The sequence below is a fragment of the Micromonospora sp. NPDC048887 genome, from assembly GCF_040649715.1.
Taxonomy (GTDB): domain Bacteria; phylum Actinomycetota; class Actinomycetes; order Mycobacteriales; family Micromonosporaceae; genus Micromonospora.
Genome location: NZ_JBEZGA010000001.1, coordinates 61,195 through 82,364, shown reverse-complemented (window position 1 = coordinate 82,364; position 21,170 = coordinate 61,195). Strand labels below are relative to the sequence as shown.

The 21,170-nt window shown below is 70.8% G+C and carries 21 protein-coding genes, 1 pseudogene and 2 CRISPR repeat arrays (1 of these 24 running past the window's edge); of the genes and pseudogenes, 14 read left to right on the top strand and 8 right to left on the bottom strand.

The annotated features are described in order from the left end of the window. Nucleotides 1-8 precede the first annotated feature (8 nt). Complete coding sequence (gene hemG / locus AB0C17_RS00385; RefSeq protein ID WP_357382704.1) at nt 9-1,418, top strand: protoporphyrinogen oxidase; 1,410 nt, start codon at nt 9-11, stop codon at nt 1,416-1,418. Next, complete coding sequence (hemQ, locus tag AB0C17_RS00380) at nt 1,415-2,116, top strand: hydrogen peroxide-dependent heme synthase (RefSeq protein WP_357382706.1); 702 nt, start codon at nt 1,415-1,417, stop codon at nt 2,114-2,116. The genes hemG and hemQ overlap by 4 nt, the downstream gene beginning before the upstream one ends. Nucleotides 2,117-2,212: 96 nt before the next feature. On the opposite strand, the gene AB0C17_RS00375 is transcribed toward hemQ, so the two are convergent. The 4 genes from AB0C17_RS00375 to AB0C17_RS00360 all read right to left on the bottom strand — a co-directional run bounded on the left by AB0C17_RS00375 (nt 2,213) and on the right by AB0C17_RS00360 (nt 4,945). After that, a complete protein-coding gene (locus AB0C17_RS00375; RefSeq protein ID WP_357382708.1) occupies nt 2,213-3,313 on the bottom strand; it encodes a lytic polysaccharide monooxygenase in 1,101 nt (366 codons plus the stop codon). Nucleotides 3,314-3,418: 105 nt separating this feature from the next. After that, the gene (locus AB0C17_RS00370; RefSeq protein WP_357382710.1) at nt 3,419-3,862 is read right to left on the bottom strand and encodes a GNAT family N-acetyltransferase; all 444 of its coding nucleotides are present in this window, start codon (nt 3,860-3,862) and stop codon (nt 3,419-3,421) included. Nucleotides 3,863-3,959: 97 nt separating this feature from the next. Further along, nucleotides 3,960-4,631 (bottom strand): hypothetical protein, encoded by a 672-nt coding sequence (locus AB0C17_RS00365; protein WP_357382712.1) that lies wholly within the window; start codon nt 4,629-4,631, stop codon nt 3,960-3,962. 53 nt (nt 4,632-4,684) lie between these two features. Beyond that, a complete protein-coding gene (locus AB0C17_RS00360) occupies nt 4,685-4,945 on the bottom strand; it encodes a Prokaryotic metallothionein (protein ID WP_121686440.1) in 261 nt (86 codons plus the stop codon). A 155-nt stretch (nt 4,946-5,100) separates the two neighbouring features. Here AB0C17_RS00360 and AB0C17_RS00355 point away from each other — a divergent pair, with 155 nt between their 5' ends. Beyond that, nucleotides 5,101-5,376 carry an isoamylase early set domain-containing protein gene (locus AB0C17_RS00355; protein ID WP_151500414.1) on the top strand — a complete coding sequence of 92 codons (276 nt, stop codon included), beginning with the start codon at nt 5,101-5,103 and terminating at the stop codon, nt 5,374-5,376. A 25-nt stretch (nt 5,377-5,401) separates the two neighbouring features. On the opposite strand, the gene msrB is transcribed toward AB0C17_RS00355, so the two are convergent. Then, nucleotides 5,402-5,812 carry a peptide-methionine (R)-S-oxide reductase MsrB gene (gene msrB, locus AB0C17_RS00350; protein ID WP_357476120.1) on the bottom strand — a complete coding sequence of 137 codons (411 nt, stop codon included), beginning with the start codon at nt 5,810-5,812 and terminating at the stop codon, nt 5,402-5,404. Between the two features lie 47 nt (nt 5,813-5,859). Here msrB and ligD point away from each other — a divergent pair, with 47 nt between their 5' ends. Continuing rightward, nucleotides 5,860-6,885 (top strand): non-homologous end-joining DNA ligase, encoded by a 1,026-nt coding sequence (gene ligD / locus AB0C17_RS00345; RefSeq protein ID WP_357382717.1) that lies wholly within the window; start codon nt 5,860-5,862, stop codon nt 6,883-6,885. 19 nt (nt 6,886-6,904) lie between these two features. Here ligD and AB0C17_RS00340 read toward each other — a convergent pair. The 3 genes and pseudogenes from AB0C17_RS00340 to AB0C17_RS00330 form a co-directional block, all read right to left on the bottom strand. Then, nucleotides 6,905-7,144, bottom strand: a pseudogene (locus AB0C17_RS00340) (hypothetical protein); the annotation flags it as partial. Further along, complete coding sequence (locus AB0C17_RS00335) at nt 7,141-7,404, bottom strand: DivIVA domain-containing protein (RefSeq protein ID WP_357476117.1); 264 nt, start codon at nt 7,402-7,404, stop codon at nt 7,141-7,143. The gene AB0C17_RS00335 and the pseudogene AB0C17_RS00340, both read right to left, overlap by 4 nt. Further along, entirely contained in the window at nt 7,401-7,655 is a 255-nt protein-coding gene (locus AB0C17_RS00330; RefSeq protein WP_357476115.1) for a hypothetical protein, read from the bottom strand. The genes AB0C17_RS00335 and AB0C17_RS00330 overlap by 4 nt, the downstream gene beginning before the upstream one ends. A 202-nt stretch (nt 7,656-7,857) precedes the next feature. On the opposite strand from AB0C17_RS00330, the gene AB0C17_RS00325 reads away from it, so the two are divergent. The 10 genes from AB0C17_RS00325 to cas2e all read left to right on the top strand — a co-directional run bounded on the left by AB0C17_RS00325 (nt 7,858) and on the right by cas2e (nt 19,956). Then, nucleotides 7,858-8,739: a helix-turn-helix transcriptional regulator gene (locus tag AB0C17_RS00325; RefSeq protein ID WP_357476113.1), complete on the top strand. Its 882-nt coding sequence runs from the start codon at nt 7,858-7,860 to the stop codon at nt 8,737-8,739. Beyond that, complete coding sequence (locus AB0C17_RS00320; protein ID WP_357476111.1) at nt 8,729-8,926, top strand: DUF397 domain-containing protein; 198 nt, start codon at nt 8,729-8,731, stop codon at nt 8,924-8,926. The genes AB0C17_RS00325 and AB0C17_RS00320 overlap by 11 nt, the downstream gene beginning before the upstream one ends. A 110-nt stretch (nt 8,927-9,036) precedes the next feature. Next, a CRISPR array of direct repeats spans nt 9,037-11,017; the repeat unit is 29 nt; unit sequence CGGAGCACCCCCACGTGCGTGGGGAGGAC. Nucleotides 11,018-11,140: 123 nt separating this feature from the next. Continuing rightward, a complete protein-coding gene (gene cas3, locus AB0C17_RS00315; RefSeq protein WP_357476109.1) occupies nt 11,141-13,906 on the top strand; it encodes a CRISPR-associated helicase Cas3' in 2,766 nt (921 codons plus the stop codon). Between the two features lie 90 nt (nt 13,907-13,996). Further along, nucleotides 13,997-15,484 carry a type I-E CRISPR-associated protein Cse1/CasA gene (casA, locus tag AB0C17_RS00310; RefSeq protein WP_357476107.1) on the top strand — a complete coding sequence of 496 codons (1,488 nt, stop codon included), beginning with the start codon at nt 13,997-13,999 and terminating at the stop codon, nt 15,482-15,484. Then, nucleotides 15,481-16,125: a type I-E CRISPR-associated protein Cse2/CasB gene (gene casB, locus AB0C17_RS00305; protein ID WP_357476105.1), complete on the top strand. Its 645-nt coding sequence runs from the start codon at nt 15,481-15,483 to the stop codon at nt 16,123-16,125. The genes casA and casB overlap by 4 nt, the downstream gene beginning before the upstream one ends. Continuing rightward, entirely contained in the window at nt 16,122-17,264 is a 1,143-nt protein-coding gene (gene cas7e, locus AB0C17_RS00300; protein ID WP_357476102.1) for a type I-E CRISPR-associated protein Cas7/Cse4/CasC, read from the top strand. The genes casB and cas7e overlap by 4 nt, the downstream gene beginning before the upstream one ends. Then, the gene (cas5e, locus tag AB0C17_RS00295) at nt 17,261-18,037 is read left to right on the top strand and encodes a type I-E CRISPR-associated protein Cas5/CasD (protein ID WP_357476100.1); all 777 of its coding nucleotides are present in this window, start codon (nt 17,261-17,263) and stop codon (nt 18,035-18,037) included. Before cas7e ends, cas5e begins: the two co-directional genes overlap by 4 nt. Further along, the gene (cas6e, locus tag AB0C17_RS00290; protein WP_357476098.1) at nt 18,034-18,654 is read left to right on the top strand and encodes a type I-E CRISPR-associated protein Cas6/Cse3/CasE; all 621 of its coding nucleotides are present in this window, start codon (nt 18,034-18,036) and stop codon (nt 18,652-18,654) included. The genes cas5e and cas6e overlap by 4 nt, the downstream gene beginning before the upstream one ends. After that, nucleotides 18,651-19,613: a type I-E CRISPR-associated endonuclease Cas1e gene (cas1e, locus tag AB0C17_RS00285; RefSeq protein WP_357209221.1), complete on the top strand. Its 963-nt coding sequence runs from the start codon at nt 18,651-18,653 to the stop codon at nt 19,611-19,613. The genes cas6e and cas1e overlap by 4 nt, the downstream gene beginning before the upstream one ends. A gap of 1 nt (nt 19,614) precedes the next feature. Beyond that, complete coding sequence (gene cas2e / locus AB0C17_RS00280; RefSeq protein ID WP_166455443.1) at nt 19,615-19,956, top strand: type I-E CRISPR-associated endoribonuclease Cas2e; 342 nt, start codon at nt 19,615-19,617, stop codon at nt 19,954-19,956. An 18-nt stretch (nt 19,957-19,974) separates the two neighbouring features. Then, a CRISPR array of direct repeats spans nt 19,975-21,170; the repeat unit is 29 nt; unit sequence GTCCTCCCCACGCACGTGGGGGTGCTCCG; it runs 541 nt beyond the window's last position.

Here is a 21,170-nt window from a genome sequence, read left to right as displayed (position 1 = left end):
AGGAGACAGTGGTGCGACCGTGGCGGGTGGCGATAGTCGGTGGCGGGATCACCGGGCTGGCCGCCGCCGTCCGGTTGCGCGACCGCGCTCCCGAGGGCACCGAGGTCACCGTGTACGAGCAGTCCGGCCGCCTCGGCGGCAAGCTGTTCACCGGTGAGCTCGCAGGTGGCCCGGTCGAGTTCGGCGCGGAGTCGTTCCTGATGCGCGACCCGGCCGGTGGCGAGTCGGCGGCGGTGACGCTGGCCCGCCGCCTCGGCCTGGACGCCTCGATCGTGCACCCCACAGTCGGGCAGGCGGCACTGCTCGTCGACGGCACGTTGCACCAGGTGCCGGGCGGCACGCTCGTCGGCGTACCCGGGGATCTGGACAAGGTGGCGGCGGTCGCGCCGCCGGCCGCGGACGCCGACCGCGACGCGGGCCACCCGCTGCTGGCCGACGGCGAGGACACCTCGGTCGGTGAGCTGGTCCGCAAGCGTCTCGGTGACGCGGTGGTGGAGCGGCTGGTCGACCCGATGCTCGGCGGCGTGTACGCCGGGCGGGCCGACGACCTGTCGCTTGTGACCACGATGCCGGCGCTGGCTCGCGCGGCCCGTGTCGAGCACACGCTCGTCGGGGCGGTACGCGCCGCGCAGGCCGCCGCGCCGCGCGCGCCCGGCGCACCGGTCTTCGGCACCCTCGCCGGTGGGCTGAGCACGCTGGTCGAGGCGGCGGCGACGGCGAGCGGGGCGACGATCCGCCGGGGCGCCGCGGTACGCGAGCTGCGCCGCACCCCGGACGGCTGGCGGCTCACCGTCGGGCCGACCCGCGACGCCGAGCACGTCGAGGCCGACGCGGTGCTGCTCGCGGTGCCGGCCCGCCCGGCGGCCCGGCTGCTCGCCACCGCCGCGCCCGAGGCGGCCGACACGGTGGGCGCGCTCGACTACGCCAGCGTCGCCCTGATCACCCTCGCCCTGCCCGGCCCGGCCCTGCCGGAGCTGTCCGGCTTCCTGGTGCCGGCCGGCGAGGGGCTGACGATCAAGGCGTCCACGTTCTTCACCACCAAGTGGGGGCACCTGCGGCGGCCGGACGGGCTGGCGCTGGTGCGCGCCTCGGTGGGCCGGTACGGCGACGAGACATCGTTGCAGCTCACCGACGACGACCTGGCCGACGCGGTGCACCGGGAGCTGTCGGCGGTGCTCGGCGCGCCGCTGCCGGTCCCGGTGGCCCGGCACGTGCAGCGGTGGGGCGGCGCGCTGCCGCAGTACACGCCCGGGCACACGGCCCGGGTGGCGGCGGTCCGGACGGCGCTGCGCGCCGCCCACCCGACGCTTGCAGTGGCCGGGGCCGGTTACGACGGCGTCGGCATTCCGGTCTGCGTCCGCTCCGGCGAGACGGCGGCCGAAGAGATCATCACGGCACTGGGAGGATCGGCAGCATGACCGAGCAGACCAACGCGGCGCGGCTGCGGGAGCTCAACGAGACCATCCGCTACACGATGTGGTCGGTGTACCGGGCCAGCAGCCCGCTGCCGTCGCTGCGGGAGAACGTCGTCGACGAGGTCGAGTCGCTCTTCACCGAGCTGGCCGGCAAGGACGTCACGATCCGGGGCACGTACGACGTGGCCGGGCTGCGCGCCGACGCCGACCTGATGATCTGGTGGCACTCGTCGTCCAGCGACGCGCTCCAGGACGCGTACCTGCGGTTCCGCCGCACCACGCTGGGCCGGGCGCTCACCCCGGTCTGGTCGCAGATGGCGCTGCACCGCCCGGCCGAGTTCAACAAGAGCCACATCCCGGCGTTCCTGAACGACGAACAGCCGCGCGCCTACCTGTGCGTCTACCCGTTCGTGCGCTCGTACGAGTGGTACCTGCTGCCCGACGCCGAGCGGCGCGAGCTGCTGGCCGAGCACGGCAAGATGGCCCGGGGCTACCCGGACGTGCGGGCCAACACCGTGGCGTCGTTCGCGCTCGGCGACTACGAGTGGATGCTGGCGTTCGAGGCCGACGAGCTGCACCGGATCGTGGACCTGATGCGCGACCTGCGCGCCTCCGGCGCTCGCCGGCACGTGCGCGAGGAGATCCCGTTCTACACGGGTCGCCGCCGCCCGGTGGCCGACATCGTCAACTGCCTGGTGTGAAAGGAAGGGCCCCTTCTTAACGCCTGCGGTAGCGGAAGGGGCCCCGCTTAACACCCCAGCGGGTGTCGAGCAGAGCCCCGACCGGGATGGCAGTCGTCAGGCGGTCGTCGTGCAGGACAGGATGCCGGGCACCGGGTTCGTCGCACCGGCCGACCCGGTGAAGCCGAACGAGGTGCTGGCACCCGGCGCGAGCGAGCCGTTGTAGGCCACGTTCCGTGCCGTCACCAGCGTCCCGCTCGTGGTCACGTTGGCGTTCCACGCCGAGTTGACCTGCTGGCCGTTCTGGTAGTTCCAGCTCACCGACCAGCCGCGAATGGGTGATCCGCCGCTGTTTGTGACCTTCACGTCGGCCTGGAAGCCGCCGCCCCACGACCCGGTGATCGCGTACGTCGCGGTGCAGCCACCGGCCGGGTTCGGCGTGGTCGGCGGCGGGCTGGTCGGCGGGGTGCTCGTGGGCGGCGTGCTGGTGGGCGGGGTGGTGGTCGGCGGGGTGGTCGGGCCGGACCCGCCGAAGTCCACGTCGCTGCACAGGTAGTAGGACTGGTCCAGGTGGCTGGCCTGCCAGATGGTGTAGACGATGTGCCGGCCGGTGCGGCCCGGCGCGTTCGCCGGGATCTGGATGGACACGCCGTCGACCTCACGCGTCCACTGGCTGGCCGGGGTGTTGCCGATCTGGCCGACCAGTTCCAGGTCGCTCCAGCGCAGTGGCGAGGTGAGCGCGTTGAAACCCTGCTTTGTCACGTACACCCGGATGTAGTCGGCGCCGTGGCTGGCCTGGTCGAAGAACTTGACCCGGAAGTTGTTTGTCACCGGCACCGTCTTCCAGGCGCCGACGGTGTCGAGCGCGTTGTACCGGCCGCTCTGGGTGCGGCCGCCGCTGCACAGCTGCCCGTCGGGGATGGCGCCCTGGTGGTTGCCGGCCACGCCCTCGCGGAACAGGCCGTTCCAGTTCCACATGGCGTTCGGGTCGGCCTGCCACGCCTGCCAGCACATCGGGTCCTGGGTGGCCATGGCCGGGTTCTGGAAGTCACCGCCCCAGCGCTGCCAGCAGCTGTAGGCGCGCGAGGCCGGGTCGACCACCGACCCGTGCGCCGAGGCCGGGCCGGAGAACGCGGTGGTGAGCAGCGCCGCCACCACCGCGCAGACGGCGAGGATCGCCGCCGCGAGCGGTAACGGGCGGCGGTACGGAGTGGACATGGAAGCCTCCGGGATAGGTGTCGGTGCACGACGCCCGGACTGTCGGGAGTTGCCCTCTCCCGCGTGGCGGCTCCGCCCGCACACTGCCACAAAAAGCGACAAACGTCAATGAGTCGGGTCGCGGCGCATCGGTGTGTGCGGGATGCCGTCCTCGACGTAACCGGGGCCGTCGACGGCGAAACCGAACCCGGCGTAGAAGCCGACCAGGTGCGTCTGCGCGTCCAGCACGCACGGCCGGTCACCCACCACCGCCAGGGCCTGCGTCATCAGCGCGCCGGCCAGGCCCGCGCCGCGGGCCGCCGGCGCCACCACCACCCGCCCGATCCGCGCCACGCCGCCGGGGTCGGCCAGGATCCGCAGGTACGCGGCCACGACGCCGTCGCGGCTCAGCCACAGGTGCCGGGTGCCGGGTTCGACGTCCCGGCCGTCCAGTTCCGGGTACGGGCAGGACTGCTCGACCACGAACACGTCGATGCGCAGCCGGAGCAGGTCGTGGAAGGTGCTGGCGTCCAGGTCGGCGAAGCCGGCCAGGTGGGACTCGACGGGCATCGGCCCAGGTTAGGCGGCGCGTCTGCGGCCGGTCGTGCGCACCCCCGGCCCGACGTGGTTCGGCGTGCCGGCTCACGCGCGCCCGGGCCGACGCGGCTCAGCCCTTCGACGCGCGCAGCCCGGTTGCGGTGGCGGTCACGGCGCGTTCGAACCAGGTGCCGGTGTCGGCCGCCGAGCGGGTCCAGACCCAGACGCACTGGGTCACCCGGCCCTGCTGGAGGCAGCCGTAACGGTGCGGGAAACGGGTGCCGTCGGACAGGGTCATGGTGGCCGACACCATCCGGCCCGGCACGCCCAACCCGGCGGGCAGCTTCCCGGCCGTGTGGCCGGCGGTGACCTGGCCGGCCTCCTCGTCGCGCTCGCACGCCTCCAGCACGCCGAAGATCTGCCGGACCGCGTCCGCGGCGGTCGCCTCGTCCGGGTAGACCACCGTCTCCTGGGCGATCTCGACGAACTCGCCGGCCGGTGTCTCCTCCGGCGTGCCGAAGACCCGGGTCGACACCACGAGCCGCCGGTCGAGCAGGGGCAGCGGGCGACCACAGGCGACGCCGTCGGAGTCGAGTTGCTCGCTGGCGTTCTCGGGCTTTTCGGCCAGGCCGGCCAGGCGGCCGGTCGCCGCGTACCGATCGCGCAGCGCCGCGGCGGCGCCGCCGTCGGTGGGTGAGGGCGCGACGAGGGCCGGATCGGTGGCGGGGGCGGGCTCGGTGGCGGGAGAGCAGCCGGCGAGAGCGGTGGTCAGAGCCGCCGCGATGATCAACCGTCGGGACACCGGAGGGATGCTAGCCGGGGATCGACGCCGATGGCGTCCCGCGAGGGTACGCGTCAGGCGGGGCGGGCGCCGACCGCGTCGCGTACCTCGGCGCCCTGCTCGCCCTCGACGGCGCGGGCGCAGTGGGCGCAGCAGAAGAAGCGGCCGGAGACCTCGACGCCGTGGCCGACGATCTTGGTCTGGCAGTGCTCGCAGATCGGCGCCATCTTGTGCACCGCGCACTCGAAGCAGTCGAACGTGTGCCGCGACCCGTCGACGGTGCGCACCTCGAACGCCATCCAGTAGTCGTTGCCGCAAACCTCGCAGGCAGCCATGCGAAACCCCCCGAAAACGGACCTGTCATCCGAGAGTCGCGCAGACGACACCATCGAGCAACCGGAACCGGCGAACCTGATCCGGCCCCACGGCGAGTCGCTCCCGGCGTGTCGCGCGTTGACCCCGGTGACCGCCGAAACTCCCCGGAGGATTCGTGATCAAGCGCAACAAGCTCTTCGGCAACCAGACCCGGGTGACGTTCTCGCTGCCCCGGGACACCCCGGCCGGCACGGTGAGCGTGGTCGGCTGCTTCAACGGGTGGGAGCCCGGCCGCCACGAGCTGGTGCCGCGCCGCGACGGCACCCGTACCGTGACGGTCCGGCTCGCGCCGGGGGAGTACCGCTTCCGCTACCTCGCCACCGGCGGGGTGTGGCTGGACGACGAGGCCGCCGACCAGGTGGACGAGGCCGGCGGCCTGCTGCGACTCTGACGCCGCCGTCGGTGTGACGCCGCCGTCAGCCGGCGCTGGGCTCCAGCCGCACGGAGATCGAGTTGACGCAGTGCCGGGTGTCCTTCGGGGTGAAGCCCTCACCCTCGAAGACGTGCCCGAGGTGGCTGTCGCAGCGCGCGCAGCGGATCTCCACGCGCCGCATGCCGAGCGTGTTGTCCGGGATCTCCTTGACCGCGCCCGGGATGGCGTCGTCGAAGCTCGGCCAGCCGCAGTGCGAGTCGAACTTGTCGTCGCTGCGGAACAGTTCCAGCCCGCAGGCCCGGCAGTGGTAGACGCCGGGGGTCTTGGTGTCGACGTACTCACCGGTCCAGGGCGCCTCGGTGCCGGCCTCGCGGAGCACCCGGAACTCCTCGGGGCTCAGCCGGACGCGCCATTCGTCCTCGGTACGGGGCAGTTCGCTGTCGGAAAGACTCACCGTTCCACGGTACGTCGGGTGTCGGTGGCATCGCATATGGTCGCGTGATGGCGGGCAAGGGTGCGGTCGAGGAGATCGAGGTAGCCGGGCGCACGGTGCGGCTGAGCAGCCCCGATCGGGTGATCTTCCCGCAGCGCGGCTTCACCAAGGCCGACGTCTTCCGCTACTACGTCGCAGTCGGCGACGGGATCATGCGCGCCCTGCGCGACCGGCCCACCACGCTCCAGCGCTTCCCCGACGGCATCGAGGGGGAGATGTTCTTCCAGAAGCGGATACCCGCACGGGGCGTGCCGCCGTGGGTCCGCACCGCGCAGATCGCGTTCCCGAGCGGGCGTAAGGCCGACGAGCTGTGCCCGGCCGACCTGGCGCACGTGGCCTGGGCCGCGCAGATGGGCACAGTGGTGTTCCACCCGTGGCCGGTGCGCGCCGCCGACACCGACCGCCCCGACGAGCTGCGCGTCGACCTCGACCCGCAGCCGGGCACCGACTTCGCCGACGCGGTGACCGCCGCCGGTGAGCTGCGCGGTCTGCTCGACGAGCTGGGCGTGCCCGGCTGGCCGAAGACCTCCGGCGGCCGGGGCGTGCACGTCTACCTGCGCATCCAGCCGCGCTGGACGTTCGTGGAGGTGCGCCGCGCCACCATCGCGCTGGCCCGGGAACTGGAACGCCGCCGCCCCGAACTGGTCACCACCGCCTGGTGGAAGGAGGAGCGCGGCGAGCGCGTGTTCGTCGACTTCAACCAGACGGCGCGGGACCGCACCATCGCCTGCGCGTACTCGCTGCGCGCCAACGCCCGCGCCACCGTCTCCACCCCCGTCGACTGGGACGAGCTGCCGCAGGTCGACCCGGACGACTTCCACCTGGGCACGGTGCCGGCCCGGTTCGCCGAGCGCGGCGACCCGCACGCCGGCATCGACGACGCCCCGTGGGACATCACACCGCTGCTGGAGTGGGCCGAGCGGGACGCCGCCGACGGCCTGGGCGACATGCCTTATCCACCGGAATACCCGAAGATGCCCGGCGAGCCGAAGCGGGTCCAGCCGTCGAAGGACCGCGACCGCCCGCGCCCCTGACGCACCGGGTGGCCGGTCACGCGGCGCACGGCCCGTCGTGGTCGTTGCGGTGCCCGCACCGGCCGGCGCCGTCGAGGCGGGCGTCGCACCAGACCCGGGTACGCGCGAACTGGCTGTCCTCCTCGCTCAGTGTGGTCTCGCCGAAGTCGATGACAGTGATGTGGCCGAGCGAGTCGCGGAGGGCCACCGCGAGGGCGGTCGCCTCGTCGGGGCTGGTCAACGTGGTGGGCAGGTGGAGGACCCACCGTGGCGCGGTCATTCCGGCCACCCGCCGGGCGGCGCGTCGGGGTCGCGGTGGCGGCAGGCGCGATGCTTGGACTGCCACTGCCGCAGCGCCTGGCGGACGCGCTCGGCTTCCGTCCGCGTGGTGACCAGATCACGGCTCAGCCGGTCGAGTTCGTCGGCGACCCGGTCGAGGTGGTCGCGCACCTGGGTCGGGTCGTAGCCCCGCCAACGCCTGTCGAAGTAGGCGGCGCGGACGTGGTGCGGCAGCAGGCGTTCCCCGGTCACGTAGATCACCGCGCGGGTGCCGTCTGCTCGGCGACCAGCGTGTGGATCTGCCGGTCGGTGAGCCCGCGCAGGTCGAGCACCCGCCGGCCCCAGCGGTGCAGCCGGCACGGGTGGGGTGCCCGGTCGTTGCGGCAGCGCGGTCCCTCGGGCCACTGCTCGGGCGCGTGCACGGTGATCGCCCGGATCGCGAAGGTGACATCCTCGGCGGTGACGTAGGGCGGAAGCGGAATGTCGCCGAGGATACGATCGATCGAGTCCATGGCTCTCCTTTGTGGATCGATGCCGGGTGCGGGGACGGATGCCGGGATGAGGTTTCGGGGAAAGGCATCCGTCCCCGCGAGCCCGCCGCGTCTCCGGCGGGCACCACAATGGTCAATTCACCTCTGGCCCGAGACAATCTTTCGCGGCAGAATGCAGACCAAGGGATGAGGTGCCTTACGCGACAACACCAAAGGAGATGACGTGGACGACTCGGGAAGCACCGTCCCGCGTAGGCAGCTCGGCAGATATCTGAGAGAACTTCGCGAAGGCGCGCACGTCACGGTGACCGCAGCGGCCAAGGAACTCGAATGGTCGGCGCCCCGGATCTGGCGTTACGAAACGGGCCAGGTGCCGATGCACCCGAACGACGTGGAGGCCATGTGCCGCGTTTACGGCGCGTCGCGAGAAACCATCGAAACCATGCGCTCACTGGCCCGGGAAACCAAGGCGCACGGCTGGTGGCACAGCTACGGGGAGGCAATCAAAGACTGGTTCAAGCTGTACGTGGGCCTGGAAGCCGCAGCGACGAAAATTCGCCACTATGAAACGAATCTCGTGCCGGGCCTGTTGCAAACGGTCGAGTACATGACCGAGGTCATCGCCACCGACAACCCGCAGTTGAGTGAGCACGAGCGACAGGCCAAAGCCGAGGTTCGACTGCGGCGGCAGCGATTGCTGGCGCGTGCGGTGCCCCGGGCTCCCTATCTCGATGTGATCCTCAACGAGGCAGTGCTCCGTCGACCGCTGAGCGATCGGGCGGCGATGGGGAGGCAACTCGATGCCCTAATGGTGGCGAGCCAGCAGCACAACATTCGGATTCGGGTGCTTCCACTGAGTGCTGGGCTCTACCGCTGGGCCGCAGCGGGAACTTTCACCATGCTCGACTTCCCGGTCGACGTGCGGGAGCCGGAGCCGACCACCATCTACATGGACGGCCCGTGCGGGGCCGCCTACCTTGACAAGGTCCACGAGATCCAGACCTACGAGGATGCCTGGCGCTCACTCGGTGAGCGAGCGCTCGACGTGGACGGGTCCCGTGAACTGATGACGACGATCGCGAAGGAGATGACCCATGGGACGTGACGGAGTATGGCGCAAGTCGTCCCGGTCCGGTGGTGAGGGCAACTGCGTCGAGGTGGCTGGTTTCGCCGATGCGGTCGGCGTGCGGGACACCAAGGACCGGCAGGGGCCGGCGCTGAGCTTCGACTCGACGGCCTGGACCCGGTTCGTCGACGCGGTTCGCACGGGCCGCTTGAACGACCGGGCCTGAACTGATGGGCGGCGGGTCTGGTGCCATCCAACTCGGCACCAGGCCCGCCGCCCATGCCGTTGGCCCGGCCCTGGCCGAAGCGATCGAAGCGGGCAGACTCCGGCGAAGGGCGAAACACTCCCACGTGCGTGGGGAGGACCCGGAGACGAGCTACGGATTCGACGTCGTCGTCGGAGCACTCCACGTGCGTGGGGAGGACGGGTCGGCCTTCACGGTCACCACCAGATGGTGCGGAGCACCCCCACATGCGTGGGGAGGACTGGGCGTCCACTGGCACCTTCACCATGCTCGACGGAGCACCCCCACGTGCGTGGGGAGGACACGCGCACCCGGTCCGGGCCGACGTACCGCAGCGGAGCACCCCCACGTGCGTGGGGAGGACTCCAAGCAGGGCCCGGCCGGTGACGTTCTCGTCGGAGCACCCCCACGTGCGTGGGGAGGACCTCGGCGGTCGACTCCAATACGGGGAAGCTACCGGAGCACCCCCACGTGCGTGGGGAGGACAGCTACCGCCCCTCGCAGAGCCCGCGTACGCCGGAGCACCCCCACGTGCGTGGGGAGGACAGGTGCCGCACGCCGCGCCGATCGGCTCGCGGCGGAGCACCCCCACGTGCGTGGGGAGGACGGCGTCGATCGTGGCGCCGGTCTTCGGAATGGCGGAGCACCCCCACGTGCGTGGGGAGGACGGGATTCGCGACCGGCGGTCACGTCTCCGGGATGGAGCACCCCCACGTGCGTGGGGAGGACTTCACCACCGAGGCGGCCGGGCGGCGGCCTCGGCGGAGCACCCCTACGTGCGTGGGGAGGACCGCCACCTCCTGTGATGGAGATGGCGGGGCTTCTGGAGCACCCCCACGTGCGTGGGGAGGACGGGGGCGAGCACCAGGCCGTTGTGATGCGCAACGGAGCACCCCCACGTGCGTGGGGAGGACACCACATGGTCGTCGAGCCGGAACCGGCGCTACGGAGCACCCCCACGTGCGTGGGGAGGACCCCCGGCCCTCCCCGAAGTCCCGCTGGTGGGACGGAGCACCCCCACGTGCGTGGGGAGGACTTCGGCAGGGCCCTCCACGCGGCGTTGAGGTGCGGAGCACCCCCACGTGCGTGGGGAGGACCAGCTCCCGGTACTTGTTGCGGTCCGCGGTGACGGAGCACCCCCACGTGCGTGGGGAGGACTTGCCCTCGGCCAGGGCCCGCTGCTCGGCGGCCGGAGCACCCCCACGTGCGTGGGGAGGACGTGCTGGCCACCGAGACGGGCTACTCCGACGCCGGAGCACCCCCACGTGCGTGGGGAGGACACGGCACGTCAGCCTCCGGATGCCTCGCGGAACGGAGCACCCCCACGTGCGTGGGGAGGACTGCGCGCGGGTGTCGGCCAGGCTGCCGTTCTGCGGAGCACCCCCATATGCGTGGGGAGGACCTCGGCTGGATTGAGATCGCCGACCTGCTGAACGGAGCACCCCCACGTGCGTGGGGAGGACGAGAAGGCGATGCTGATCGCCGCGGTGAACAACGGAGCACCCCCACGTGCGTGGGGAGGACGGACGCCGGGCGAGTACGACCCGACCGGATTGCGGAGCACCCCCACGTGCGTGGGGAGGACCGGGACGGCCCTGCCCTGGAGGTCGATGAACTCGGAGCACCCCCACGTGCGTGGGGAGGACGGCGGGGCTCTCCGTGTACGTCATACCAATATCGGAGCACCCCCACGTGCGTGGGGAGGACAGCTCCACCGCGAACTCCACCGGCAGACCCGCCGGAGCACCCCCACGTGCGTGGGGAGGACTTGCGGTCGCGGGCCTCGTCGGTGACGAAGAACGGAGCACCCCCACGTGCGTGGGGAGGACCTGGAGATCGCCGCCGCCAACAACCCCGGCACCGGAGCACCCCCACGTGCGTGGGGAGGACCGGGTCACGTCAAGCCGACCCGCTGGTCACGGCGGAGCACCCCCACGTGCGTGGGGAGGACCACAGTCACGGGCGCGGGCTGCGCGGCGGGTGCGGAGCACCCCCACGTGCGTGGGGAGGACCGGTCCGAGACGCCGAGATAGACGGCCAGTTCCGGAGCACCCCCACGTGCGTGGGGAGGACACTTCGCGACCTGCGGTTCTATCCGCCCGCTGTGCAGTTCTGCACTGGCGGGGCTGAAGTGTCGTACGGCCGTGGTTGCATGCGGTTGCCCTCACGAGCGGTTGTGGAGCGGAGGCGATCGGTTTGGGTTTCGATCATGAAGCGGTCGACGCCGGTATCTGGGGAAAGTCTAGCCAGCTTCTGAAGCCGTACCCGTTGCTCTGGCACTTGATCGACACCGCTGCCGTCGCCGGGGAGCTGTGGGACCGTTACCTGGCCCCGAATCAGCGCCGCGTCATTGCGGAAGGGCTTGGCACCAGCGACACCCATGCCAAGTCGTTGGTGATGTTCTGGGCAGGGCTGCACGACGTTGGTAAGGCCTCGCCCGGCTTCCAGAAGAAGAACGCGGCTGCCTTCGGGGCGCTGGTCGCTTGCGGCCTGTACGAGGACGCGGCAGGCGACGGTTCGCTCCGGCACGATGCGGCCGGCCAGTTGTGCCTGCCTGACCTTCTGGGTCCTCTCGGATATCCCCAGTCGGGCCGTCGGGTCAGTAGCCGTCTGGCGTATCGCGTGGCTCAGGTCGTGGGCGGCCATCACGGATGTTTCCAACAGACCAGCGGCCCACACAGTGGCCGACAACAACTGGGTGAAGGCGGGTGGGCGCGACAACGTGCGGCGTTCGTGCGGGTGGTGCATGAGGCGGTGGGCTCACCCGAGCCGCCGCCAGCCATGACCGCGCCGGCCAGCGTGCTGGTCACGGGGCTCGTGATCCTTGCCGACTGGCTGGCCAGCCAGGAACACTTCCTGCGCGAGCAGTCGTCGCAGGTGCCGCAGCGCACCGACTCCGCCAGCGCCTCGGCCCACCTCACTGCCCTGGCTGCGCCCGTCCGCACTTTGCTCGACGACGCGGGCCTGGTGGCGCCGTCGTACCGACCTGCGGGCTTCGAGGAACTGTTTCCGCACCGCCCGAACGCGCTTCAACGATCCATCCTCGACGACCTGCTGCCGCTGGTCGACGGCCCGGGGTTGATGGTCGTGACGGCTGCCACGGGCGACGGGAAGACCGAAGCCGCGCTGGTGGCAGCCCGGAGGCTGGCCGACGTGTGCGGGGCGCACGGCTTCTTCTTCGCGTTGCCGACGATGGCGACCTCGGACGAGATGTATCGCCGGGTGCGGGCGTTCGCCGCCAAACTGGCTGCGGGTCCGGCGCCGGTCACCCTGCTGCACAGCATGTCGTGGCTCAACGCGGAGTACGAGGCTCGGGCTGCTGCCCACCTCGTCGAACACGGCGAGGTGATCTCCGACGATCCGAGCCGCGACGTGATGGCGACCGACTGGCTGCGTGGCCGCAAGCGGGGACTGTTGGCACCGATGGCGGTCGGCACCGTCGACCAGGCGCTCCTGGCCGCGCTGACCACCAAACACAACGCTCTACGCCTGCTCGGCCTGTCCGGCAAGGTGTTCGTGGTCGACGAGGCACACGCCTACGACGAATACATGACGAGGCTGCTGTGCCGGCTCCTGAACTGGCTCGGCGCGTACGGGTGCCCGGTTGTCCTGCTGTCGGCGACGTTGCCGTCGTCCCAGGCGGCGGCCCTTATCCGGGCTTACGAGGACGGGGCCGGAGTTCAGCGGCCCGCGTCGCCCGTGCCGTACCCGGGTTGGACGTTCGTGCCGGCGTCCCAGGCCCGTGCGCCGATCTCGATTTCGCCCCAGGCGCGAGAGGCGTTGGTGGCGGGTCGGAGCATGGAGTTCACGCTCGACGTACGACCGGTGCGTCACCTCGACGGGCCCGTGAGCGATCCGGCCGACCGGCGAGAAGTGGTGCGGCAGGTGCTCGCGCCGGTCGCGGAGCATGGCGGATGTGCGGGCGTCGTGTGCAACACGGTCAACGACGCGCAGCAGACCTATCGCGTGATCCGCGACTGGATGCCCGCCGACGTGGACGTGATGCTGCTGCACTCCCGCTTCCCGGCCCGCCGTCGGGAGGAGATCACGGCAGCCATCACCGGCCGCATGGGCAGAGCCGGCGACCGGTCCCGTCCGACAGTCGTCGTCGCTACCCAGGTGATCGAGCAGTCGCTGGATCTCGACTTCGACCTCCTGGTGACCGACCTGGCTCCGATGGCGCAACTCCTGCAACGGGCCGGCCGATGCCATCGGCACGTCAGACCGAGGCCGAGCTGGGCCGAACGACCACGGGTGGTCGTCCTCGATCCGCGAGGACCGGACGGCACGGAACACTCCAAGCCAAAGGCGTGGGGGCACGTGTACGCGCGATATCTGCTGCGGGCGACGCACCAGCGACTCGCCGGCATCGACACGATCGCCGTACCGCACTCGGTGCAGGGCCACGTCGAGGCGGTGTACGCGCCCCCACCGATCCGGCACGACCCGGTGCTGAGCGCGGAACACGACGAGTACCGGGCCGGCCGGAACGTCGAGCGAGGGGCAGCCGATCTCGGTGTCATCCCGAGCCCGGACGAGGTGGCCGACCTGGAATCGCTGAGCCGCACCGACACACCGGAGTGGCGCGCGTCCACTCGTCTCGGCGCCGAATCGGAGCGCGTGCTCTGCTGCTATCTCGACCCGGACGGCGGTCAGTGGCTCGACCCCGAGCGTCGAACTCCGCTCCCGCAGCACGGCTCCCGGCGTGACGGCCGGTTCCGGAACGACGAGGTACGGGCGATCCTCCAGGAGACGATCCCGGTTCGGGCCGACCTGATCAGGGGTTACGAACCCCCGACCAGGTTGCCGGCGACATGGAGTGAGAACGCCTGGCTCAAAGAAATCCGCCCGCTGTGGATGCCAGTCAGTTCCGGCAGTCCGGGATCGGCCGTCTGGGGCGACGGATCCGCGTATCTCGATCATGAACTCGGGCTCGTTGTCGCCTCCCTCGGGGCGGGTTGAGTCGATGGGGAGTCGTTCATCTGACATGAGGCTTCGCATCGGGCCGCCGACTCGGCACCCTCATGCGGTCGCCTTCAGGAGTCACGCTAAATGATGATATCTTTCGATCTAGTTGATCGACCGTGGATACCGGTAACGGTCGGCGGTGAGTCCGAGTCGGTCGGGCTCCGTGAGTTGTTCGTCCGGGCGGCGGAGTTCGACGACCTCGTGCTGCCGGTGCCGCCGGCCGCATCGGGGTTGTGGCGGATCCTGTACGCGATCACCGCCCGTGTGACCGGCCTCGACGCCCTACGCGGGGACCGATGGCGGCAGCGGCAGGAACAGGTGCTCGACCGGGGTGGGTTCGTCGCGGACGACGTGGACGCCTACTTCGAGGAGTACCGAGGTCGGTTCGACCTGTTCGACTCTCAGCGGCCATGGATGCAGGACCCGCGGCTCGCCGCCGAGTGCCCGAAGTCCTCGGGCGTCAACAAGCTGGTGTTCGACCGCCCGGCCGGCAACACGCAGGTCTGGTTCGGCCACCACACCGACGCTGCCCCGGCGGCCCCGGCGGCCCTGGCGCCCGGCGAAGCGGCCTGGTATCTGATCGCGCAGTTGTACTACGGCGCGTCCGGGAGGTGCAGCAGCCGGGAAGTGGCCGGGCAGAAGTTCGCCAACAGCAACGCCGGCCCGTTGCGGGGCACCATGTCGTATCACCCGCTCGGGGAGAACCTGTTCGAGTCGTTGGTCGTAGGCGTGCCGCCGGAGGTGTCCGTGCAGGACGAGGGGCCCGACCTGTGTCCCTGGGAGCGTGACGAGCTACCGAACCCGTTGGATGTTCCGTCGGTGTCTGGGCGGTGCGGCGCGTTGACCGGCCGCGCCCGGCACGCGGTGCTGCTGGTTCCGGACGCCGTCGGCGAAGCGGTGACAGGCGCCTACGTCACGTGGGCGTGGCGACTTGCCGGCCCGGAGGTTCGGGACCCGTACGTGGTGCACCGGCAGAACAAGGACGGCGGCTGGTACCAGTTGCCGGCCGACGGATCCCGCGCTCTGTGGCGTGACGTCGAGGCCCTCCTGGGTGGCGCCGGTGAGATCAAGACCCGCCGCCCCGACATCATGGCCACCGCAGCCGACCTCGAACTCGACGGACGGGTCCGCGCGTACGGATTCGACCAGGACGGGCAGGCCAAGGACAGGCAGTGGTTCACCGCCGTGACCCCACCCATCCTGGGTTGGCTGCGGGAGCGCGACCCGGCCATCGCCCACGGGGTGGCCGGCCTGACCAGGGCGGCCGAGTCGAGTGGCCGACGAGTCGGTGCGGTGCTGCGGCAAGTCTGGCGCGAGACCGTCAACGCCAAGGACCGGGAAGGGCCGTGGGCACGCACGGCCGAAGCCATCTACTGGTCGGAGGCCGAAGCGGTGTTCTGGGAACACGTGCGAGATCGTCGGTTCTCCGACGGGAGTAAAGCCTTCGCCCACCTCGCACACGACGCCATCGACCGTGCGGCGGGAGACGTCAGCGCACCCCGGCTGGTACGGGCGGTGCAGACGGCGCACCGGCTGCTGTCGACCCCATCGAAGAAGGGAGCCGCCACATGACCTCCGTGGAAACCGAGGAAAGGCACTCCGACGCCTTCGTGCGGCGGATCACCGAGCAGTGCCTCCACGACCGTGGCCGGCGTGCGGCTCTGCGCCGCGGGCTGCGGCGTCCGCCCGAGCAGGCGCACACCATGCACGCCGTCGTCGCCCCGCTGCTGCGGCCATCGATGCGACAGGACCATGAGTACGCCTACTACGCAGTCGCGGCGATGATCGCCGCGACCGTTCGGGACCGACCGAGCGTCGGCCGCACCGACGAAGCCGCCGAGGTCGAGGAGTCGGCGAGCGGCGACACCGGAAGGGGACACCGACCGAACCTGGGACAGTCGCTTGCCTGGGCGGTATCCCGGCCGGGACCAGGACGCCGCGCGATGAACCGCGCCACCGCCGAGAAGCGGCTGCACCTGCTGGTCCGCCAGGGCTACCCGGGTGTCTATCAGCACCTGGCGGGTGTCGTCCGGCATCTCGGCGCGGTCGAGTCCCAGGTGGACTGGGCGCAGCTTCTCGACGACCTCTGCCGGTGGCGGTACTACCGCGACCAGGTCGCCAAGTCCTGGCTTCAGTCGTTCTACCGCACCCTGCACGACGCCGACCGTCGTGCCGAGAAGCAGCACCACCCGAGCCTGGAGGAGTCAGCATGACCGCCCGCTACGTCGACATCCACCTGCTGCAAACCGTCCCGTACGCCAATCTCAACCGCGACGACCTGGGCTCGCCCAAGACCGTGCGCTTCGGGGACGCGGACCGTACCCGGGTCTCCAGCCAGAGCTGGAAGCGGGCCGTGCGTCAGGACCTGGAGACGTCATCCGGTGATGCGGCCAAGCGGACCCGGCAGCTACCGAAGGCCGTCCAGGCGCGGCTGGTGAGGCAGGGCTGGGAGACGGAGCTGGCAGCTTTCGCCGCCGCGCAGGTCATGGCGACGCTCACCACGATCGCCGTCAAGGCCGACGGTTTCAAGATCGATAAGGAGTCCGGCGAGACGCAGGTGCTGTTCTACCTGCCGGAGCGCGCCTTCGATGAACTGGCCGACGTCTGTGTGCAGCAGCGCGAACGGCTCGCCGGCCTGCACGCCGGCACGCTCAAGCTCAAGAAGGGCGAGACTGCGCTTCCGGCCGACGCCGTGCGTGCGGCACTTGCCCGGCGTAACGATGTGATCAACCTGTTCGGGCGGATGCTGGCGGAACTGCCCGGCACCAACGTGGACGGCGCGGTGCAGGTCGCGCACGCGTTCACCACCCACGGCACTGATCCGCAGGTCGACTTCTTCACCGCCGTGGACGACCTGAAGCAGGAATCCGACCAGGCCGGCAGCGGGCACATGAACAGTGCCGAATTCAGCACCGGCACGTTCTACCGGTACGCCAGCGTCAACCTGCGGGACCTCGCCGAGAACCTCGGCGACGCCGCCACGGCGGTTGAGTTGACCTCGGCATTCCTGTCGGCGTTCATCACCGCCATGCCGCAGGCGAAGAAGAACTCCACGGCGCCGTTCACCGTGCCCGACCTGGCCTACATCGTGGTCCGCAGCGACCGGCCGGTGTCACTGGCCAGCGCCTTCGAGGTGCCGATCCGGGCCACGCTCGACAGCGGTTACGCCGACCCCTCGCGCCGGCAACTCGCCGACTACGCCGGCCGGATCTACCGGCTGATCGGCGACCGTGGGTTGGTCTACCACGGGTACGCGAGCATCGACGACAAGGGGCTGGAACAGCTCGGCGAGACCCGGCCGAGCTTCGACGCCCTGATCGCCGCCGCCGTCGAGCACGTGAGGGCGGAATGACAGGTCTGCTGCTGCGGTTGGCCGGACCGATGCAGTCGTGGGGTGACCACAGCACCTTCAGTGTCCGCGACACCGCCACCGTCCCCACCCGCTCGGCGATGATCGGCATCATCGCCGCTGCCCAAGGCCGGCGGCGCGGCGAGCCGGTGAGTGACCTCGCGGCTCTGGAATTCACCGTTCGTGTCGACCGGCCCGGCCGGCTCATGTACGACTTCCACACCGTCGGCGGTGGCCTGCCACCGGAGCGGACCGTGCCGACAGCGGAGGGCAAACGGCGGCCCGCGGGAACCGGCACGATCGTCTCGCGCCGGTTCTACCTCGCCGACGCCGTGTTCACCGTCGCGATCACCGGCCCGGACGTGCTCATCGGTCAGGTCCACGAGGCGCTAACGAATCCCGTCTGGGCTCCGTATCTGGGGCGCCGCTCCTGTCCGGTGGAGCACCCGTTCGTGCTGTCGGGCCCGATCACCGACGCCGTGGGCGACCTGGACCACCTGCCTCTCAACCGATCCCGCCCCAGTCGCGATGCGGACTTCGTCAGCGTGGACTTCGTGACGGGCGGACCGGGCGGCGACGGCACCGCAAGCCGGATGACGCTCAACGACGTACCTGTGGATCTTGATTCGGCGGCGGGGGAGCGGCGTCCGCGCCGCCGCTTCCTGACCCGTGAGGTCCACGTCAGCAGCCGCAGCCTCCCGGCCGATCTGTGCGCAGGCATCGGCGCGGAATATCTGGACGCACTGGACGAGCATCTGCGAGGAGTCCGCACGTGACCGCCTGGCTGACCCGAATCGCACCCGACCTGCGCCACCCGGCGGCAAGACGAGACCTGCGCGACATCACAGCCGTGCACCGCCGGGTGATGTCGCTGGTGCCGGACGACCTGGGCGAGCAGCCACGACAGCAAGCGGGTGTCCTTTTCCGGCTCGATCACACGACCTCCGGCCCGGTGCTGCTGATCCAGACGACCCTGCCACCGGACCCGGCCCGGCTGCCGGACGGCTACGGCACCGTCGACACCCGCGACGTCAGTCCACTACTCAAGGCGCTGGTTGCCGGCATGCCGGTGCACTACCGGATCGCCGCCAACGCCTCCAAGCGAGCGTGGAAGGGGGACAGCGCCGGCAAAGTCGTCGCCCTGTCCGGACAGCAGGCCGAGCAGTGGTGGCAGCGCAAAGCCGAGACCGCCGGCCTCGACCTGCGCCACCTGCGTGCCCAGCCGCAGCCGGCCGCCCGCGGCCGTGCCGTTCCGGTACGCCACGCCATCACCCTGTTCGAAGGGCAGGCCGTGATTGCCGACGCCGACCGGGTGCGCGCCGCCGTGCTCAGCGGCATCGGTCGCGGGCGCTCGTTCGGCTGCGGACTGCTCAGCCTCGCCCCGATGCGGTGAGCGCCAACGCCCGACAGCGGCTCGCCGCGCCGACCCTGGCCATGTTGCCCCGAGTGGCGGACTCGCTGAGCTTCCTCTACGCCGACATCGTCCGCATCGTCCAGGACGACACAGGCGTTCTCGCGCAGGTCGACACCCCAAAAGGAACCGAACGCGTCTACCTGCCCACCGCAGCCATCAGTTGTCTCCTCCTCGGCCCCGGCACATCGATCACCCACCGCGCCCTGTCGACCCTGGCCCGGCACGGCACCACGGTCGTCTGCGTCGGCTCCGGCGTGGTTCGCTGCTACGCGGGCATCACTCCCACCTCGCTCACCACCAACTGGCTGGAGAAGCAGGCCCGGAGCTGGGCTGACGACCACAGCCGGCTACAGGTGGCGACACGCATGTACGAGCATCGCTTCGGCGAGTCCGTAGCCGAAGGCACCACGCTGGCTCAGCTTCGCGGCATGGAGGGCCAGCGCATGAAGGCGCTCTACCGGCTGATGGCGCAGAAATACCGAACCGGCAAGTTCCGCCGCAACTACGACCCCGACGCCTGGGACACCCAGGACCCGGTCAACCTGGCGCTGTCCGCAGCCAGCGCCAGCCTCTACGGGGTGGTGCACGCCGTCATCCTCGCCCTGGGCTGCTCACCGGCGCTCGGCTTCGTCCACAGCGGCACTCAGCACGCCTTCGTGTACGACATCGCCGACCTCTACAAAGCCAAGGTCACCGTGCCGCTCGCCTTCTCCCTGAGCACGTCAGCCCAACCCGAACGAGACGTACGACGCAAGCTGCGAGACGAATTCCGTCTGCTCAAGCTGATGCCGACAATCGTCGCCGACATCCAGCGCCTACTCGATCCCGACAGCGCACCCAAGCAGCGTCAACCCGCTGCCGAAGTCACCTCGCTGTGGGATCCGGAGATGGGCGCCATGCCGTCCGGGGTCAACTACGGCTCGGACCCGTGGGACTGACATGGCCTCGATGGTCGTCCTCGCCACCACCGCCGTCCCCGACCACCTCCGGGGTGCACTCAGCCGCTGGATGATCGAAGTGACCCCCGGCATGTTCGTCGGCACGCTCTCGGCCAAAGTCCGCGACGAGCTCTGGAATGCCGCAAGCGCCGTTGTGGGCGATGGCGCTGCCGTCCTCATCCATCCGGACGACACCGAACAAGGCTTCTCGCTGCGGACAGCGGGAGAGCGCCGACGGCGCCCGGTCGACTTCGACGGCCTCACCCTCGTGGCCATGAGCCCGAAGGAAGACCCACGTGCCGCTCAAGAGCCGGTCGAAGAAATCTGGCCGGAGGGCTGGTAAAACCGCAGGTCGCGAAGTGTCCTCCCCACGCACGTGGGGGTGCTCCGCTGCCGCCGACCCGCGCCGAGCTGGCCGCCATGTCCTCCCCACGCACGTGGGGGTGCTCCGCCGAGCCGATCCTCAAGCGCCACCGCCTGGGCGTCCTCCCCACGCACGTGGGGGTGCTCCGGGGGCGGACAACGCGTCTCTCCCCGTCGAATAGTCCTCCCCACGCACGTGGGGGTGCTCCGGCGGCGGCTGCCGCGACCATCGCGTGGTCGGTGTCCTCCCCACGCACGTGGGGGTGCTCCGCCGACGCGGAGGGTGCGTCGTCGAACGACATCGTCCTCCCCACGCACGTGGGGGTGCTCCGTCGATGATCGTGCTCGGGGTCGTGTCCAGCTCGTCCTCCCCACGCACGTGGGGGTGCTCCGTTCCGGGCATTCTGCCATCCCGCCATTCCCACCGTCCTCCCCACGCACGTGGGGGTGCTCCGTGGGCGGCCAGCAGGTCAATGTCGGTGTATCGTCCTCCCCACGCACGTGGGGGTGCTCCGCGGTGCTGGCCGCTGCCGCGACCGCGTGGGTCGTCCTCCCCACGCACGTGGGGGTGCTCCGCCGCCCGGTTTCGAGGGCTTTCACCCAGTCGGGTCCTCCCCACGCACGTGGGGGTGCTCCGCGCCGCCGCCGTAGACGCCGCCGGTAGACACAGTCCTCCCCACGCACGTGGGGGTGCTCCGCCGAACTCGACCGGAAGGCACTCGGATCATGAGTCCTCCCCACGCACGTGGGGGTGCTCCGGATCAGTGAGGACTCACTGAGTCGTTTGAGGTGTCCTCCCCACGCACGTGGGGGTGCTCCGCCGAGCGCAACCGCATCCAGATGGGCGAGGCAGTCCTCCCCACGCACGTGGGGGTGCTCCGCTGGGCGAGCGCATCGGCCGGATCCTCAACCAGTCCTCCCCACGCACGTGGGGGTGCTCCGCGCGGCGGCGGCGCGCAGGTTCACCGTCGGGCGTCCTCCCCACGCACGTGGGGGTGCTCCGACGTCCTTGGCGGGCGTGCCGGCGAGGGTGGCGTCCTCCCCACGCACGTGGGGGTGCTCCGGTGCCGTGCTCGGTAGGCCGGTAGCCGGCACGGTCCTCCCCACGCACGTGGGGGTGCTCCGGACAGCTGCGGGTTGTTGGAACCGGCCAGGGCGTCCTCCCCACGCACGTGGGGGTGCTCCGGCTGAACC